The organism is Agathobaculum faecis, from assembly GCF_014287995.1.
Lineage (GTDB): Bacteria > Bacillota > Clostridia > Oscillospirales > Butyricicoccaceae > Agathobaculum > Agathobaculum ammoniilyticum.
Genome location: NZ_JACOPL010000006.1, coordinates 109,224 through 126,760 on the forward strand (window position 1 = coordinate 109,224; position 17,537 = coordinate 126,760).

The 17,537-nt window shown below is 55.9% G+C and carries 15 protein-coding genes; 3 read left to right on the forward strand and 12 right to left on the reverse strand.

Features of this window, described 5'->3' with window-relative positions:
• The first annotated feature begins 57 nt into the window (after nt 1-57).
• The gene (locus tag H8S45_RS07780; RefSeq protein WP_054326405.1) at nt 58-996 is read left to right on the forward strand and encodes a S1 RNA-binding domain-containing protein; all 939 of its coding nucleotides are present in this window, start codon (nt 58-60) and stop codon (nt 994-996) included.
• Between the two features lie 43 nt (nt 997-1,039).
• On the opposite strand, the gene H8S45_RS07785 is transcribed toward H8S45_RS07780, so the two are convergent.
• Nucleotides 1,040-2,284, reverse strand: coding sequence for a replication-associated recombination protein A (locus H8S45_RS07785; protein ID WP_054326404.1), 1,245 nt, complete (start codon nt 2,282-2,284; stop codon nt 1,040-1,042).
• 168 nt (nt 2,285-2,452) lie between these two features.
• Here H8S45_RS07785 and hisC point away from each other — a divergent pair, with 168 nt between their 5' ends.
• Nucleotides 2,453-3,508 (forward strand): histidinol-phosphate transaminase, encoded by a 1,056-nt coding sequence (hisC, locus tag H8S45_RS07790; RefSeq protein ID WP_186949889.1) that lies wholly within the window; start codon nt 2,453-2,455, stop codon nt 3,506-3,508.
• A gap of 74 nt (nt 3,509-3,582) precedes the next feature.
• Here the strand turns inward: hisC and H8S45_RS07795 are convergent, their stop codons facing one another.
• From H8S45_RS07795 to H8S45_RS07820, 6 genes are all read right to left on the reverse strand, one after another.
• Entirely contained in the window at nt 3,583-4,227 is a 645-nt protein-coding gene (locus H8S45_RS07795; protein WP_054326402.1) for a pentapeptide repeat-containing protein, read from the reverse strand.
• Nucleotides 4,224-4,490 carry a metal-sensing transcriptional repressor gene (locus H8S45_RS07800; RefSeq protein ID WP_107631701.1) on the reverse strand — a complete coding sequence of 89 codons (267 nt, stop codon included), beginning with the start codon at nt 4,488-4,490 and terminating at the stop codon, nt 4,224-4,226. Before H8S45_RS07800 ends, H8S45_RS07795 begins: the two co-directional genes overlap by 4 nt.
• Nucleotides 4,487-7,009, reverse strand: a complete 2,523-nt coding sequence (locus H8S45_RS07805) for a heavy metal translocating P-type ATPase (RefSeq protein ID WP_186949891.1) — start codon at nt 7,007-7,009, stop codon at nt 4,487-4,489. The genes H8S45_RS07800 and H8S45_RS07805 overlap by 4 nt, the downstream gene beginning before the upstream one ends.
• 208 nt (nt 7,010-7,217) lie before the next feature.
• Nucleotides 7,218-7,649, reverse strand: a complete 432-nt coding sequence (locus H8S45_RS07810) for a hypothetical protein (protein WP_186949893.1) — start codon at nt 7,647-7,649, stop codon at nt 7,218-7,220.
• Nucleotides 7,650-7,738: 89 nt separating this feature from the next.
• Nucleotides 7,739-8,953 (reverse strand): tyrosine-type recombinase/integrase, encoded by a 1,215-nt coding sequence (locus H8S45_RS07815; RefSeq protein WP_186949895.1) that lies wholly within the window; start codon nt 8,951-8,953, stop codon nt 7,739-7,741.
• A gap of 58 nt (nt 8,954-9,011) precedes the next feature.
• Nucleotides 9,012-9,197 carry a helix-turn-helix domain-containing protein gene (locus H8S45_RS07820; RefSeq protein WP_107631379.1) on the reverse strand — a complete coding sequence of 62 codons (186 nt, stop codon included), beginning with the start codon at nt 9,195-9,197 and terminating at the stop codon, nt 9,012-9,014.
• Between the two features lie 149 nt (nt 9,198-9,346).
• On the opposite strand from H8S45_RS07820, the gene H8S45_RS07825 reads away from it, so the two are divergent.
• The gene (locus H8S45_RS07825) at nt 9,347-10,534 is read left to right on the forward strand and encodes a CAP and S-layer homology domain-containing protein (RefSeq protein WP_107631380.1); all 1,188 of its coding nucleotides are present in this window, start codon (nt 9,347-9,349) and stop codon (nt 10,532-10,534) included.
• A 49-nt stretch (nt 10,535-10,583) separates the two neighbouring features.
• On the opposite strand, the gene H8S45_RS07830 is transcribed toward H8S45_RS07825, so the two are convergent.
• From H8S45_RS07830 to H8S45_RS07850, 5 genes are all read right to left on the reverse strand, one after another.
• A complete protein-coding gene (locus tag H8S45_RS07830; protein WP_186949897.1) occupies nt 10,584-14,975 on the reverse strand; it encodes an isopeptide-forming domain-containing fimbrial protein in 4,392 nt (1,463 codons plus the stop codon).
• 188 nt (nt 14,976-15,163) lie between these two features.
• A complete protein-coding gene (locus tag H8S45_RS07835) occupies nt 15,164-16,045 on the reverse strand; it encodes a phosphoadenosine phosphosulfate reductase family protein (protein ID WP_242977881.1) in 882 nt (293 codons plus the stop codon).
• A gap of 2 nt (nt 16,046-16,047) precedes the next feature.
• Nucleotides 16,048-16,239: a hypothetical protein gene (locus H8S45_RS07840; protein ID WP_107631382.1), complete on the reverse strand. Its 192-nt coding sequence runs from the start codon at nt 16,237-16,239 to the stop codon at nt 16,048-16,050.
• Nucleotides 16,240-16,447: 208 nt separating this feature from the next.
• Nucleotides 16,448-16,852 carry an RNA polymerase sigma factor gene (locus H8S45_RS16750; RefSeq protein WP_159068136.1) on the reverse strand — a complete coding sequence of 135 codons (405 nt, stop codon included), beginning with the start codon at nt 16,850-16,852 and terminating at the stop codon, nt 16,448-16,450.
• 301 nt (nt 16,853-17,153) lie between these two features.
• Nucleotides 17,154-17,534, reverse strand: coding sequence for a hypothetical protein (locus tag H8S45_RS07850; protein WP_107631384.1), 381 nt, complete (start codon nt 17,532-17,534; stop codon nt 17,154-17,156).
• Nucleotides 17,535-17,537 lie beyond the last annotated feature (3 nt).

Genomic DNA, 17,537 nt, shown 5'->3' on the forward strand with positions numbered 1-17,537 from the left:
CTATTCCCAGCCGTTTTTTCATATAGTAAGGCAGACCCCAAAGGAGGCTCGGCTTTTATGAAAACAAGCGAATCCTATCTGCCCGAGGGCAGTTACGCCGCACTTCCCGCTGTGCGGCAGGCGTTTGAATCGGTCGACGGACTGCGCCGTGCACAGGACGAGGGCATGATCCTGGAGGCGGTCACACAGCGATGCACCGCCGCGCACGACCTGTTGTTCGATTTTGGCTTCGCGCAGGGCATCATGCCGCGCTCATGCTGCGCGCTCGGCGTTGCGGAGGGGGACACCAGGGAAATCGCCATCCTGTCCCGCGTCGGCAAGCCCACCTGTTTTGTCATCACGGAGCTGGACGAAAGCACCGCGCCGCCGACCGTCTGGCTTTCCCGCACGATCGCCCAGCAGCGGGCGCAGGACCATTTGCTCGCATCGCTCCGGCCGGGCGACGTGATCCCCGCCAGGGTGACCCACCTGGAGCCGTTCGGCGCGTTCGTGGATATCGGCTGCGGCGTGGCCTCGCTGATCGGCATAGAGAACCTTTCGGTTTCCCGCATTTTCCATCCGCACGACCGGTTGCGGGTGGGACAGCACATCTATGCAGCCGTGCGCGCGGTTGACCGCGACGCGCGGCGCATTTCGCTTACCCATCGGGAGCTGCTTGGCACCTGGGAGCAGAACGCCGCCCTTTTCTCCCCCGGCGAAACCGTACGCGGCGTGGTGCGGTCGGTGGAACCTTACGGCGTGTTCATCGAGCTTGCGCCCAACCTTTCCGGCCTGGCGGAGCCGCGCGGCGACCTGTCCGCAGGCACGGTGGTTTCCGTGTATATCAAATCCATCCTGCCCCAGCGCATGAAGATCAAGCTGACCGTGATCGATGTGCTCGCCTGCCGCGAGCCGCCCCCGCCGCCGCGGTATTTCATCACCGACGGGCATATCAGCCAGTGGGTCTACACGCCGGACTGCTGCGACCGGAAATACATTGCGACGGAATTTGAATAACAGCCAGCGGGAGGGGGGCGGCCTCTCCCGCTGGTTCTGTCCGCTACCCTTTTATTTTCTCCCAATACGCCTTGGCCGCCTGCTCGGTCTTGTTGGGTCCGTACTCATAATACCGCGCGCCTTTCAGCTCGTCCGGCAGATATTGCTGCGCGGTCCAATGGTGCGGGAAGTCGTGCGGATACCGGTAGGTCAGTCCGCGTCCCAGCTTGGCCGCGCCGCCGTAATGCGCGTCCCTGATATGCGCGGGGATGTCGCCGGTCCGGCCTGCGCGGACATCTGCAAGAGCCGCTTCCATCCCCATCAGCGCACTGTTCGATTTCGGCGCGGTCGCCATAAGCACAGCCGCCTCAGCCAGCGGAATCCGCGCCTCCGGCAGTCCAAGCTGGAACGCGCTGTCCACACACGCCTTAACGATGGCCACGCACTGCGGATAGGCCAGCCCCACATCCTCGCTCGCGATGACCAGCATGCGCCGCGCGGCGGAGATCATGTCCCCTGCCTCCAGCAGACGCGCGAGGTAATGCAGCGCCGCGTCCGGATCCGACCCGCGGATGGACTTCTGTAGCGCGGACAGGATATCATAGTGGCTATCCCCATCGCGGTCGTACCGCATATGCGAGCGCTGGGCGGCCTGCTCCGCATCTGCAAGGGTGACACCGCTTTCCCCCGCGCCCAGAACAAGCAGTTCAACCGCGCCCAGTGCCTTGCGCACATCGCCGCCGACCGCCTGCGCGATGTGCGCGGCTACTCCGTCCTCGACAGGGATGTCCCGCTCCCCGATGGCGAGCGCAAGCGCCCGCTCGACCGCGCGCTTCATATCCGTCGGACCGACCGGCTTGAACTCGAATACCGTGCAGCGACTGAGGATCGCGTTGTAAATATAAAAATACGGATTCTCGGTCGTGGACGCGACCAGCGTCATTTTACCCGTTTCTATGAACTCAAGAAGGCTCTGCTGCTGCTTTTTGTTGAAATACTGGATCTCGTCCAGATAAACCAGCGCGCCATTGGGGGCGAGGAAGGTGTCCAGCTCGTCGATGATGGCCTTGATATCCGCGATGCCCGCAGTCGTGGCGTTCAGGTGATACAGCTTGCGGTCGGTCTGCTTTGCGATGATGGACGCAACCGTGGTCTTGCCCACGCCGGACGGGCCGTAAAAGATCAGGTTGGGGATATTTCCGCTCTCGATCACGCGGCGCAGCAAGCCGTTCGGACCGAGCAAGTGCCGCTGGCCGACCACGTCGTCCAGCGTCTGCGGGCGCAGCTTATCGGCTAAGGGTTGGTACATGGCGTTCTTTTCCTCCATCCAGTCAGGTTTACAGGGGATGCGGGCGTATGCATTTCTATATGTGTTGATTATACCACACCTGGCAGTCCAACACAAACAGGGCTTGACTTTTTTGCTTTACTGTGATAAACTGTCCGCAGTCAACAAACTGCAACAGGAGAGTGCCTTATGGACAAGCCTTTTCTCGATAAGCTCCGCAAAATCGACCCCTATGTGCCGGGCGAGCAGCCACAGGCCGCCGATATCATCAAGCTGAACGCCAATGAGAACCCGTATCCGCCCGCGCCGTGCGTACAGGAAATCCTGCGCCGCTTCGACGCCGCCCAGCTCGCCCTCTATCCGGACGCAAACGGCAAGGCGCTCAAGTCCACGCTAGCCGGACGCTTCGGCGTAAAACCCGCGCAGGTGTTCCTCGGAAACGGCTCAGACGATGTGCTTGCGCTTGCCTTTCAGGCGTTTTTCTGCTCGGACCGGCCGGTCCTTTATCCGGATATCACCTATTCGTTCTATCCGGTCTGGTGCAATCTGTTCCGCATCCCTTACGAAACCGTGCCGCTGGACGGGGATTTCCGTGTGCGCGTCCGCGGCTACGACCAGCCGAACGGCGGCGTTATCCTTCCCAATCCAAACGCGCCGACCGGACGCGGCGTAACGCTGGATTTCCTTGAGGATCTTTTGCAGCATAACCAGGACTGCGTGGTTATCATCGACGAGGCCTATGTCGACTTCGGCGCGCAAAGCGCCGTACCCCTGCTCGGCAAATACGAAAACCTGCTGGTCGTGCAGACCATGAGCAAATCCCGCTCTCTCGCGGGTATGCGCATCGGCTACGCACTTGGCTCAGAGGTGCTGATCTCCACGCTCGAAGCGGTCAAAAACTCCTACAATTCCTATACAATGGATGTGCTCGCGCTCGCGGCGGGGCAAGCCTCGGTCGAGGATGAGCGGTATTTTCAGGAGACCTGCCGGCGGGTGGCGGAGACGCGCGACCGTTCGGCCGCAGCGCTGCGCGGGCTGGGCTTTACCGTCCTCCCCTCCCTGACCAACTTCCTGTTCGTCACGCACCCCAAAAAGGAAGCGCCGGTCATTTTTGAATATCTGCGGCAAAAAAATATCTATATTCGCTATTTCAGGCTGCCGCGCATCGAAAATTATTTGCGCATTACGATCGGCACGGACGAACAGATGGACCGGCTGCTCGACGCGCTGCAAGCATTTCTGTAAGGCGGCGCGGATATGCCGCCTTCATCCATGCTGTCAAAAAACTCGTGCCGCGGAATCCCGCGGCACAAGTTTTCCTATTCTTTTATCACCAGCCCCAAACGCTTTGCCAGCATGGCCGCCTGCTCCGCTGTCACAATCGCGCCGCGCAGCTCGGCATTGGTGTCCGAAACCACAAGCCCGTCCAGCTCACAGCCGGTCAGGTCGAGCCCCGCGAGCGGCGTGTGCAGGAAGCTGGCTTCCCGCAGGCGTGTTTTGTCCAGGCTCAGCCGCTTCCAGGTGCATTCGTGAAACGCAGCATGGCTGAGGTCGCAATCGGAAAAGGCCACCTCGCGCAGGCGCGCGCGGTCAAACGTCGCATAGGCGAGCGCACAGGCCGCGAACGCGGCCTGCCGCCATCCGGTTTCGGCAAAGCCCGCCCCCACCGCCTTGCAGTCCTCAAAGACCGTGCGCTCCCAGAAAGCGTCCCGCCAGCCGCTGTTCGACAGCTCGCAGCGCCGGAACACGACGTTGCCCAAATCCGCACGCTCCCAGCGGCATCCGGTCAGCCGGCAATTCTCAAACAACACGCTGCGCAGCCGCAGCCCCTCATAGCATGTGCCGGACAGATCCGCGCCGCAGAGATGCAGCCCCTCAACCGTCCGCTCCTCCTGCTCGGCCCATGCGAACCGTTCCGCCGCGTCCGGCACAGGTGCAAGCGATTCGGGCAGCCGCACGGTCATGACCGGTCGAGCAGCTTGATGATCTCGTCGATCTTTTTCTCGCGCGCCTGCTCGTCGCCCGTTTCAAACGCCTCCTGCACGCAGCCGGACAGGTGCGCGTGCAGCACCTCACGCTGTGCCTTGTGTACCAGTGATTCGACCGCCTGCAGTTGGGTGACGATATCCATGCAGTAGCGGTCGCACTCGATCATTTTCAGCACGCCGTCGAGCTGTCCCCGCGCGGTACGCAGGAGCGGCTCCACCTTTTTTCTGTCAGCCCTCATGCAAAGCCGACCACCTTATAGCCGGCCTGTTCCACCGCCTCGGTCAGCTTGGCCTCGTCCGGTATCACGTCGCCCTGCAGGGTAGCCGTACCGCTCTTCAGGTCCACCTCGACGGCCACGCCTGGGAACACCTCCAGCGCCTTTTTGACGTGCGCGACACAATGCTCGCACATCATTCCCTCGATCTTGATCACCTTTTTCATTTTTGCTTCCTCCTTTGGCAATACGAAATATTGATCCGGCTCGACCGCCGGCTTAGGGGTACTTTGGAAAAACTTGAGCCGCAGCGCGTTGGACACCACGCAGACCGAACTCAGGCTCATGGCCGCCGCGCCGATCATGGGGCTGAGGCCGATATGCAGTGGCAGCCACAGCACGCCCGCCGCGATCGGGATGCCAATGCAGTTATAGAAAAACGCCCAGAACAGGTTCTGCCGGATATTCCGCATGGTGCGGCGCGACAGACGTATCGCATCGACCGCGTCCATCAGGTCGCTTTTCATCAGCACCACATCTGCGGAGGAAATCGCAACGTCCGTCCCCGCGCCGATCGCGATGCCCACGTCCGCGCGGGCGAGCGCCGGTGCGTCGTTGATGCCGTCGCCGATCATGGCGACCTTGCGGCCCTGTTCCTGCTTTTCGCGTACCACGCGCTCCTTATCCTGCGGCAGCACCTCGGCGACAACATCCCTGACGCCCAGCTCGCCCGCAATCGAACGAGCGGTCGCCTGGTTATCACCCGTCAGGAGCGTGACCTCGATATTCAGCCGCTGCAGCGCTTCGACCGCCGCACGGCTGGTCGGCTTGAGGACGTCCGCCACGGCAAAAATGCCAACCACCTGCCGGTTTGCTGCAAAATACAGCGGTGTTTTTCCCGCCGCGGCAAGCGCCTCGCCCATTTGCTGCGCGGACCGAGACAGCGCAAGCCCGTTTGCCAGCAGCATGCGGCGGTTGCCCGCCATGCAGGGTACCCCGTCGATGCGGGCGCGCACGCCCTGCCCTTCCACCATCTCGAAGTCCGTCGCCGTGCGTTCCCGCACCCTGCGCTCCCGCGCATACCGCACGACCGCGTCCGCAAGCGGATGGTCGCTTTTCGCTTCGATCGATAAGGCGAGAGAGAGCAGGTCGTCCGGCTCCACGCCAAAGGATTTGACATCGGTCACGACCGGACGCCCCTGCGTCACCGTGCCGGTTTTGTCCAGAATCACACTGTTTACGTTATGCAGGTTCTCCAGCGCCTCGGCCGACTGGAACAGCACGCCGTTCTTCGCACCCACGCCCGTGCCGACCATGATGGCGACCGGCGTTGCCAGCCCCAGCGCACAGGGGCAGGATATAACCAGCACCGCGATCGCGCGGGTGAGCGCGAAGCTGGGCGTTTCGCCATACATCAGCCAGACGATGGCGGTAAGCAGCGCAATCCCCATCACGACCGGCACGAACACGCCCGCGACCTTATCCGCCAGCTTGGCGATCGGCGCCTTGGAGGCGCCCGCCTCCTCGACCAGCCGGATGATCTGCGACAGCGTGGTGTCATCGCCCACGCGGGCGGCTTTCATCACAAAATAGCCGCTCTTGGATACCGTCGCGCCGATAACAGCGTCTCCCGTATGCTTTTCGACCGGCATGCTCTCGCCGGTGATCGCGCTTTCGTCCAGGAAAGCGTTCCCTTCCGTGATCTCGCCATCCACCGGAACGGACTGCCCGCCGCGCACGACCACCAGATCGCCCACGCACACCTCCTCGATCGGGACGGAAACCTCCTGCCCGCCGCGCAGCACATTTGCCGTCTGCGGCCGCAGGTCCATGAGCGCGGCGATGGCCTCGCCGGTCTTGCGCTTGGCACGCGCTTCAAAGAATTTGCCAAGCGTAACAAGCGTCAGGATCATGCCTGCGGACTCAAAGTACAGGTCGTGCGCATAGGTGTGTACCGTATGCATATCGCCCGCCGCGCACGCATAGCCGATCTGAAACAGAGCATAAACGCCGTACACCAGCGCCGCGCCCGAACCAACCGCGATCAGCGCGTCCATGGTCGGCGCGCGATGGAGCAGCGTCTTAAAACCGTTGATGTAGTATTTGCGGTTGATAAAAACGATGGGCAGGGTGAGGAGGAACTGCACCAGCGCAAGCGCGAACGCATTCTCCGTGCCGCTGACGAACGCGGGCAGCGGCAGGCCGAGCATCGGCCCCATGGAGAACACCATTAAAATAATCAGGAATACCGCGGAAACGACGATACGCGTTTTCATTTCCCTGAGCTCGTCGTTCGCTTTCGGATCCTGCACGGGCGCGGCCTGCTGCTTCCCGTCGTCCGCCGCCGCAGTATAGCCGCCGGACTCTACCGCATGGATGATCTTCTGCGCATCGCATACGGTTTCGTCATACTGCACGGCCATGCTGCCCGCGAGCAGGTTGACCTGCACCTCGGAAACGCCCGGCACCGCCGAAACACTTTTTTCCACATGCGCCGAACAAGCTGCGCAGCTCATGCCGCCGACGCGGAATCTTTGCTTCATATCTGGATCTCCCATCTTCATGCCCCTCCCCCAGGAGGGGGTGTGTTCTATGGTCAGTATACGGCAACCGGACCATTTTGTCAAGTAGTTTGCGCAATGGAAAATTCAGATATGCAAACCGGCTCCGGTATGAGCCGGAGCCGGTTGAAAGCGTATATATTCGGATAGTGCAACGCGGGGCATCCGCCGCAGGCGGGCAACCGAGCGTTTAGATACCGCCGCCGGATAAATTATATTGGTCGGTTATATCCCTGTTGTTTTTATCATAAAACGTTATTTCGCTTCGATCCACATGTTTTTCCTGCGCCTGATCGCTGATCTCTGTATAAAGCAAAAAATGATCTTTTTGTTCCGGCGTATATAATTCATAGCGCTCACCGCCGATTAAAGCTGTGGCTTTGCAAATTCGGGCCGTGATATCCCTGCCCGCAAACAAAAAATACTTTTTCCCACCGCTTTCAATAATGCCGTCCCTAAAATGTCCGCCACCATACGACATGCGGGCTATCCTATACCGGCCAAACACACTTTTTTCCAAAGCCACGCTGCCGAAATCCAAATCTTCGCCAATCTCCATCAGGCAGTAGGTTTTATCGCCAATATTCACGCTGTCATACAGCGCAATATAGGGGGAAACCAACGGTTTCTCCCCTTTTCACTCAAAATCCCCTATTTTTGCGGCTCTTGAGGTACTTTGCAGATGGTATACACCATTGTTACACCAATCCGCTACATGGCTTCAAGCAGCCTTTCCGCCTCGGCCCTCTCACTTTCAAGCGCATGGATATAGGTATTATAAGTGGTTGAAATATTCGCATGCCCCATCCACTTGCTTACCACGCTGATCGCAACGCCCGCTTTTAATGCGCGGGTCGCAAATGTGTGCCTGAGCTGATGGATTGTCAGCGGCTTGTCGATACCAGCGTGCTTTAACATACGGGCCAGCAGGCGGTGTATCCGTTCGTTGTTCAAAGGCGTATTGTTTTTTGAACTCGCTACATTGTCACTTGTAATACCATACTTTTTATAAATGGCTTTCAGATTTTTCAGCGCTTGTACAGCCTTACTATTTAATGGGACGGTGCGTTTACCGCTTTCTGTTTTTGTGCTTTTTACATGGTTAATATGCCTGGAACCGCTTTTACCCTGTCCGCGGTCTTTGATCCGCGCCAAATTCCTGCTTACTGTCACTGTTTTCCGCTTAAAGTCTATATCAGACCATTTGAGAGCAAGCACCTCGCCGCACCGCAGGCCGGTATGGACGATAAATATAATCAAATTGGCATGGGTCAGTACCGGCCGGCCGTTTTTGTTTTTCAAATTTGCGGTTTCTTCCAGCCTGCAGACTTCTTCATCTTCCAGCACAAGGATTTTCCTGGGCGGCTTGAAAAGCCCCTTTTTCAGCATAACCACATTATTTACAGGATTTTTGGCTATATCACCCTCTGTATAAGCGTACCGGAACACCTCGGCAAGCAGCGCACGGATTTTCTTTACGACTGTGTAGGAATACTGGCCGCTTTTTGTGTTCAGAAGCCTTTGAATATCAGCCGCTTTTATACTTCCAAGCTGGCAATATCCCAATACTGGTTCGATATGGTTTCTGTAAACTGCTTCGTACTGGTCAAAGGTGCTGCGCTCTACGGCATGGAACTTAAATGTATAAAGCCATTTCTCCATATACTCCCTGAAAAAGACTTTTTTACATTCAGAAATACCGCGCGCTGCATCCCGCTTCAACTCCCGCAGCCTGCGCTTTACTTCAGCTTCGGTTTTTCCATACAGGTACCGCGGTTTGGACATTGCTTCATCACGGTATTTTGCAACCCAGCGGCCGTCTTTCCGCTGGTAGATACTTCCCTCCCCATAACTACGGCTTTTCTGCTTTTTATCTGTTGTACTCATATTTATCCGCTCCTGTTCAGCAAAGGCGGCAGCGTACAACAACTAACATAGTTATTATACGCCATGCAGCCCTTTCAAAGCAACGCCCATGCCCCAATCAGTAGAAAATTTCACGTCCCTTGTTCCGTTCAAACCACCGGTCAAGCTCTTTTTCGCTTATCAGATAGTCCCTGCCCACTTTTACTACCGGCAGGACGCCGGAACGCAGCAACTGCCCCAGCTTGCTTTTTCCAAACGGGAATATTTCCAGCAAATCATCCTGTGTTAAAACCTTATAATCCATAGCTTTACAAACCCTCCTGTTCCTGCCTTGGATTGATATAGCATAATTCCTTTATTTTTGTGCGCTATGCCCGCTGTCTGAACAGACAGCAGCATGATATAATGAAACCGTAATAACCGTTTCTGTTTTCCATTGTGGGGTATGACTTTATGAAAAAACAAATCGTTTCTATCCTGTGTGCGGCGGCTGTCACCTGTTCGGCTGGGGCCGCCAGTGTTTCAGACCTTTCAGACGTCCGGCCTTCGGACTGGTATTATGACGCGGTCAACCATGTTTTTGAAAACGGCCTGATGAATGGCACATCAGATACGGCTTTCAGCCCGAACGCCACCACCAGCCGCGGCATGATCGTGACCATCCTGTACCGGCTGGCGGGAACACCCGATATGCCGGAAAGCAGCTGGGGCTATCCGTATGCGGATGTAGATGCAGCAGCGTATTATGGCACGCCGGTTTACTGGGCTCGTATGAATTCCCTTGTCACTGGATACAGTGACGAACAGTTTGGCCCGAATGACGCTGTTACCCGTGAGCAGCTGGCGGCCATCCTGTACCGATACGCGGACAGTCTGGGTCTTGATACGGATACTGGCTTCATACCGGATAAATACTACGATTTTTCGGACTATCAAACAGTCTCCCGTTACGCTTCGCAGGCCATGAACTGGTGCGTCAACAAGGGTATTATCAACGGCTCGGACGGAAAGCTGAACCCGCAGGGGACAGCCACCCGCGCCGAAGCCGCAACAATGCTGATGAACGCGGAAAGCATTTTACAGGCTGGAAGCGGAACGGAGACGCCGGACAAAACGCCCGCACCAGAGGACAATACCGGCAATGAGCCGGCCGGCGATCACGAAACCGTCACGGATGAAACCAGCCAGCGCCCAACCGGAAAATCAGCAGTAGACGAATACGGCGGTTATTGGGACTATGACCTCGCGAACGCCACATTCGATGCGATCAACGGCCTGCGCGAGCAGAACGGCTTAGACCGTCTTGCGTACTCTTTGCAGGTGCAGGAATGGGCGGATATTCGTTCCCGCGAGCTTTGGATAGTGGATGAACGGGACGGGGATATTTCGCATACCCGTCCAGATGGTTCAATGTTTGCAACCGTAGGAAAAGGCTGCAATACCGAAAATGCGCTGTTAGGTATACTCCCCATAGATGCGCAGGAAAACTTAAACAAATGGTACGCTTCCCCTGGACATAGAGAAAACATGTTGAATACACGTTCCAAAACAGCAGCAGTCTCCCTCTATGTGCAGGGCGAAAAGGTTTACGCTGTCCAGCTTTTCAATATCCTTTCCGCGGAAGAACTGAACCAGTTATGACATTGGAAATCCCCCGTTTGGAACGGGGGATTTCCTTTGCCCTGGACTATCAAATCCAGTATTCTTTGCCGTCTGTATCCAGCACATAGTCGTGCTCGTGCGAAACCTCAGTCACGATGCTTACAGACGAACCGCTTACATCAGGATAGCTTTGGATATGCCCGCTGAAGCCGGAGGTATCAGGGGCGGTATCGCGGCCGGTAAGCTGGCAGATCAGCTTCGCAAACGTCAGACGGGATACATTACCGCTCAGCCCCGCGCTGTTTCCCGTGACATACCGTACCAGCGTGTTAAGCTGGCCGTCCGTCGCCCAAATCCGCAGATACCCTTTTTCCGTAATCTCGTAATTTACTTCGTAATCTGTATCTTCGGTCATTTGCGTCGTATCGAACGAGCTTTGCGGCAGTACGCCGATGGAAACGAAATACTTCGCTTCTTCCGCGATATTGTACTCGTAATCCGGTACGGTCACAGTGCCGCGGTCCAGCCATGTGTTGCCGCCGTTTGAAATCAGGCGGTACGCTACGGTACACGCTTCCTGCAAAGAGATACGGTCCGAGGGACGCCAAAGCCCGTCCTCATACCCGTTGAATAGCTGGTAGTGGATACCTGTGAGCGGGTCAAGAACCGAACTGACAATCGCAATTTCAGGAGCTTTACCCACAGCATTTCCGTTATCACCCTCACCGGCTGCATAGTTGACATAGGTTTTCCCGCCCGCATCAGGCTTGAATTGAACGGTAAGCACAACCGTATGCACCTGTCCTGGTGCAATATCGCCCAGTTCCAAGGTGAAAACCTTATTGGCGAAGCTCCATTGATCGCTCAGGACGCCATCCACATAAACATTGTTTTGTAAAACAGGCGTCAGCATGGAGGTGTCCAGCGTATCTTTCAGCACAACGTTTTCCCATGTTTCGGAGCTGTTGTTGCCTGCCGTTATCGTGAAAGTTGCCGTCTGCTTTTCTTTCGATGCACCTCTGCTTACATCAACTACCGTCTTGTCCACGTCCTTTGCTACATAAAAGCCGGCAGGGCCAGCAGGATTTTTGTCCATCTCCGGCACGGTCACTCCACCGTCAGCCGCGGTATCGCCGCCGTTGTCGCCGGTCACATCCACGCTGTTTTGCAGCGTCGTACCGGCTGCGTTATCCATTACCTGGACTTCAAACGACACCACCACGCTTTCACCCGCAGCGAGATCGCCAACCAGTACAGACAGCGCGCTTCCGTTTAGCTTATACAGCGCCGACCTGTTATCGATATACACGCCGCCCACCAGTTTAACGCCTGCGGGAAGCGTGTCGTACACCACGACATTTTTCCAGGGTGCGGTTGCATGGTTGCCGTTCTTCACCGTGATCTCATAGGCGAACGTACCGCCTACCTCCGCTTCGGTCACACTTGCAGTTTTGTTCACAATCGGGTCCGCTTCGCCCCCGTCAATCTGTACACCGGCGTCCGGCAGGGGCGTTTGTTTATCACCGTCTGTCAGGATTGCAGTATTGACGATATATGCGCCCTGCATCCCCTCGTCTATGGTCACATCAAAGGTGTAAACGGCCTGTGTGTCCGGCGCAATCGCGTAGGGCGTAAGCGTCAGGGTACGGGCCGCGGAATCATAGGAATATTCCGTGGTCGCCCGCCCGTCTTTCCGGACGTTGCCTGCAAAGGTTACGCCGTCCGGCAGGGCGTCGGTCACAGACGCGCCCGTCCAGTCCGCCGTTGCAAGCGCGCTGTTTTCCAGCGTGACAGAATATGTGACCGTATCGCCCACGCGCGCCGTCGTCCGGTTTGCGGACTTTGCGCCCGCGTGTCCATCCGCCGCGCCGTCCTCTATGGTCACGCCATCGTCCGTACCCTCTGCATCTGGTGTGTTGCTGCCGGATGCAGCCGCCGTGTTCTCAATCGTCATGCCATAAGCAGTGCTGTTCACCAGCACATCAAAGCAAATGGTCTTTGTCTGGCTGGGTGCGATGCTGTCCAGCGGGACAGTCAGCGTATGGGCCGTATTATCAAACTGATAAGCCGCCGCATACCCGTCTACCGTGACATTACCCGAAAAAGTCAGGCCGTCAGGGACGGTATCCCGCATTACCACGTCGCGGATATTGACCTGCGCGCCCGCGCCGTTGGACACCTGCACCGTGTAGGTCAACCGGTCGCCCACTTTTGCCACCGGCGTATTGACTGACTTCACGACCGACAGGTCGGTGCGGCCGTCCGCGATCACAACGCCATCATCCTTATCCTGTACCGGCTCGGTGTTATCCGAAGTCAGGGTGGCAAGGTTCTGGATGGTACTGTTATAGGCGTCCCCGTTCACCGTCGCGGCGAAAGAAACCGTCTGGCTGGCGTCAGGGTCAATACTGCCAACATGCACGGTCAGCAGGCGGGCCGCTTCGTCATAGGTGTAACCGCTTGTCGGGCGGCCATCCAGCATAACCGAACCGTACTCGAACGTCAGGCCGGAAGGGATACTGTCAGAAACGGCCGCATTTTCCATCGGCACCGTTGCCGTTTCACTGTTTGAGAGCGTCAGGGTATAGATGATCTTATCGCCTACGCTGGCGGAGGACTTGTCCGCCGTCTTTTCGATACTGGGGCGGGCTTTGCCGTCACCCACTGCAATACCCTCGTCTGTGTCCTCAACATCTGGAATATTGTCGCCTGTCATAACTGCCGTGTTGTAAACCATCTTGCCATAGGCTGTATCATTCACGGCCGCCGAGAACGTGACAACCTTTTCCGTCGCCGGTTCAATGCTGCCCAGCGGCACGGTTAGGATGCGTGTTTCATTATCGAAAGAATACCTTGCCGCTGCGCCGTCCACCTGCACGCTGCCATCCACGAAATCAAGTCCGGCGGGGATAACGTCGGTCATGGCCGCGCCCTCGATCTTGTAGACCGCACCCTCCGCATTGCCATGCGTGACCGTATAGGTGAGCTTGTCGCCAACCATGGCAGAGGGCTTGTCCGCTGTCTTGGTGACATAGGGCGCGGTATCGCCTTTATTGATATGCACGCCGTCGTCCGTGTCCTCATACTTGCCGGTCTCGCTGCCGTTCCCGTCCTCCACGGTGCCGTTTTTACCCTGGGCAACAGCGGTGTTGAAGATTGTCTGGTTGTACATATCCGCATTGACCGCGGCTTTGAATGTTACCGTTACCGTCTGTCCCGCGGCAATGTCACCCAACTTGACGGTAAGCTGGCTATTTTCAAACGAGTGCTGCGCCGCCTTGTTATCTGCGTACACGCTGCCATCTATGAATGTCAGCCCATTCGGTAGTGTATCCGTAAGCACGACCTCTTTCCACGCGGAAGAAGCCGCTTTATCATTGGATAACTTCACGGTGTAAGTCAGGGTATCGCCCACGTTGGCGGTTTTGACATTCGCTGTTTTTTCGATGGAGGGGATTGCATCCCCGTTCGTGTATTGATAGGTGATCGTGCGGATATAGCCGCGGTACTCATAGGCGGGAATGGCCCTGGGCGAAGTCTCGGCCCTGCCTGCCGTCGTGACAGTCTCGGCCAGTTCCCTGCCGCCGGAGTCCACAAACTTCTCGATGATGATGTTATATTTGCCGTCATGGTAAGACAGGCCATGCCATTCTTCCGCGCTGTGCGGAACGGTAGCTTCCATCAGGCCGCAGTAGCCCCAATGCTTTTCCGCCAGATCGTTGTACGGGCATTTCACGCCCAATTCTTTCAGCTTGTCCAGTGTAACGCTGCGGTTTATCATACCGTTTACCAGCCGCACGACTTCGGCTCGGCTGATTGGTTCGTCCGGCCGGAAAGTGCCGTCTGGATAGCCCTCCGCCCAGCCTGCACCCGCAGCGGCATTGATATAGCTGTACGCCCAATGACCGGCCGGAACATCCTCAAAGATGTTGCCGCCCTTGTAGTCCAGTCCGGCAAAGCGCGCGGCCATGACTGCAAACTCGGCGCGGGTAACAGGTGCGTCCGGCTCGAATCTGTGTTCATTCGTACCGTCTACAATGCCAATATTATACAGCGTTTCCACTTCCTTGTAGAACCAGCGGCCGGTTTTTACGTCGTCAAACGTATTGTTTGACATGCGCCGTTCAAACGCCGGATATTCGCTGTCATAGAGGCGGTAAAACACCGCTGCGGCTTCCGCGCGGGTCATGGACGCATCCGCGCGCACGCTTTCGTCTGGATAGCCGATAATATACGTCAGGTCCTTGTGGGAGTAGATATATTCGACACTTTCCGTGTAATCGGTGTAGGTGTAGTTTGCTATCTTCTGCGGATGCCGTTCCTCATGCGTGACACGGTACGTTTCCGGTTCGGTGATTGCTTTTCCGTTCTCCGCGTCAAGAAACTTTGCGGTGACCTCGGCAAGCGTACTGGCGTTATCCTGCGCGGCAAACGCCGTGGCCGGAAGCGCCGGTACTGAAAAGAGCAGGGCCAGCCACATAGATATGGCCCGTTTCAAGTGTTTTTTCAAAAATGCCATTTTCCCATCCCTTTCTGTTCTGGTCTCGTTTCGGGCTTGCTGCATGGGCACCCCATGCGCGGAACAGCACATGGGAACCACCCCCTTTTTTCAAATTTGGCTTATCTATGACAAAACCGCGTGGAAGCCCACGCGGTACAAGCTGGGCTTTATCCGTGAAAGCCCTCGATTTTCATTTGCCCGTCTATATTCCGGTCCTGCATCCACCAGCGGAATACATCCTCGCCGGTCGTCCCTGCCCGCCATGAACCGTCCAGTTTACCGCGCGCCGCACGTTCTGACAGCATCCGGTCAAATGCGCGGATGTAGGCGCGCTGATACGTTGGGTACCGCCCAAACTCAAAAAAGCGCTTCCGCCGCCCTGCCATGGGGCAGCCGACACAGCCGACACGATGAAAACCGTAGCCATACAGCGGATTGACGGTGATCCTCTCCGCTCGGATATAGGACCATACATCATAGTCCGTCCAATCTACGATAGGGTTGCAGACCCGTTTCGCCTGTATTTTGCAGTTTTCAAACAGGCGGCGGGTATCCGTGTTATCGTTATTAATAATGACCTTTTTGCTTATATCATGCGGCACGCTTTCGTAGACACCGCGATTGTTCCGGCGCTTGACGCTTTCAGACCAGCGGACGCCGGTCACGATCATGCGTCCGACGCCGCCCGTTTCTTTCAGGACCGCACAACAGTAACGCACTGTCCTTGTAGGCGGCATGAGCTTTTGCGGGATAAGCGTCCACATATTGACCGGTACGCCCTTGTAAACCGGATAATTGACAGTGCATTTCACTCCCGCAAGTTCCAGGCGCCGAAACGTATCCCGCACATGGTACATGGTTTCCGGCGCGTCCACGCTGGTATGATTGTGCATGACCTCGTATCGGATACCGGAAGCGGCGGCAAGGTGCAGGCATACGTCTGAATCCTTGCCGCCGCTCGTGGCAATTACCAGAGGCTGGCCGTAATATGTTTCACTCATTTGCGCTGCCAGACGCAAACGGTCTACCGCTTTGTGCGTCAGGTCCATGACTACCGCCTGCGGTTATAAAACTCTTTCGGCCTGGGCGGTATTTCCGACCAGAAGATACACGCCCCGTAAAGCTCATGCCGGAAGCTGTCCCTGCCAAGGTACAACTGCACGTCCATTTTGCCGTTTGGGTACAGGCACAGGACCTTGGAATACTGTTCCGGCAGTTTCTTATTTACACTAACCCATTTCATTTGATTTCCCTCATTAAATCGTTATGGAACAGGAAAGGCCGGAGTGGGAACAGGGCGCCCCCCGTTTCCGCTTCCGGCCTTTCCTGTATTTACCTGCAATTATTTTATGCAATCATATATATCATCAACTGCCTTTCGACGGGGAGAAAAACTCCCTCTACTTATAAGGTCACTTACACGGCAAATGCGAATACCCTGAACAGGGAAATTAGAAATATTTTCGCATGGCTTTCAGGCCGCGCTGGATAGACGCCTGTACCGCACGGCAGGTAACGGCTTCTTCTGCGGCGATATCCTGTACCGACTGTCCCAGCAAATAATGTGCTTCAATACGGCGTCCCTGAGCATCCGGCAAAGCATTAAGGGCGTGGCATAATTTTTGGTATTCTTCCATCAGCACAAGGCATTGCTCCGGTGACAGTTCATGCAAAGAAATAAATCGTTCGGTATTCGTTGATGCATCCAGAGAAATGACTTTGTTGCGTTTCATGCGCCGGCTGTATACGGATTCATACCGCTTACCTGCACAAAGCTCTGCGGCAATTTCCTCCGAAACATTAATCAATTCATCTGTTATGTACCAGTAATAATAGTCCTTTAAGTTGATTTCCACCTTTTTATCCTCCATTTCGATTGTTTGTTGAATCGAAATGAAGCGGGTGGGCCGCGGCAATGAAACCAAGAGCTATAAATACTTGTTGCGCTGCTGCTGAATACAGATAATTTATGCAGCCTATCGAATAGAACGCATAAGGACAAAAAGTAGCACAATAAAAAAACAGGAGTTAACGCATTGTCGCAATAGATAAGGAAAAGATTATCTTATTGATACCTCCACGCTGTTTACCTAAAAATAAAGCGCCCAGAGAGTTAACCTCTCTGGGCGCTTATAAATTTTACTTGACAATTAGCAATCAGAACGTAATTGTATTTGTTTTGATCTGCTTTGTGTAACCATCAGCATAGAACGTAACATTTGCATAATAGCGATGACCCTTGGTAGCGGGCACGGCGCAGCTATCCTGATACTCAATCCCCGAAGACATGGGGCCGGCATAAATTTTGTTGCTGCCTGTCGTTACATCATACAGCTTAATGGATTTAATGCCAAGCTGGCTGTTGATAGTGTTGGTCTTTACATAAAAATCCAAATACAGGGTAGACGACGTAGCACTAAGCGATGCTTCCGTTTTCCTAAATTCTTTGCTTTCATATACCGCAGCCTGTGCGCTAAAAGACAACGCACATACGACCAGTAAAAGAACCGAAACCATTCTCTTAATCTTGTTTTTCATTTT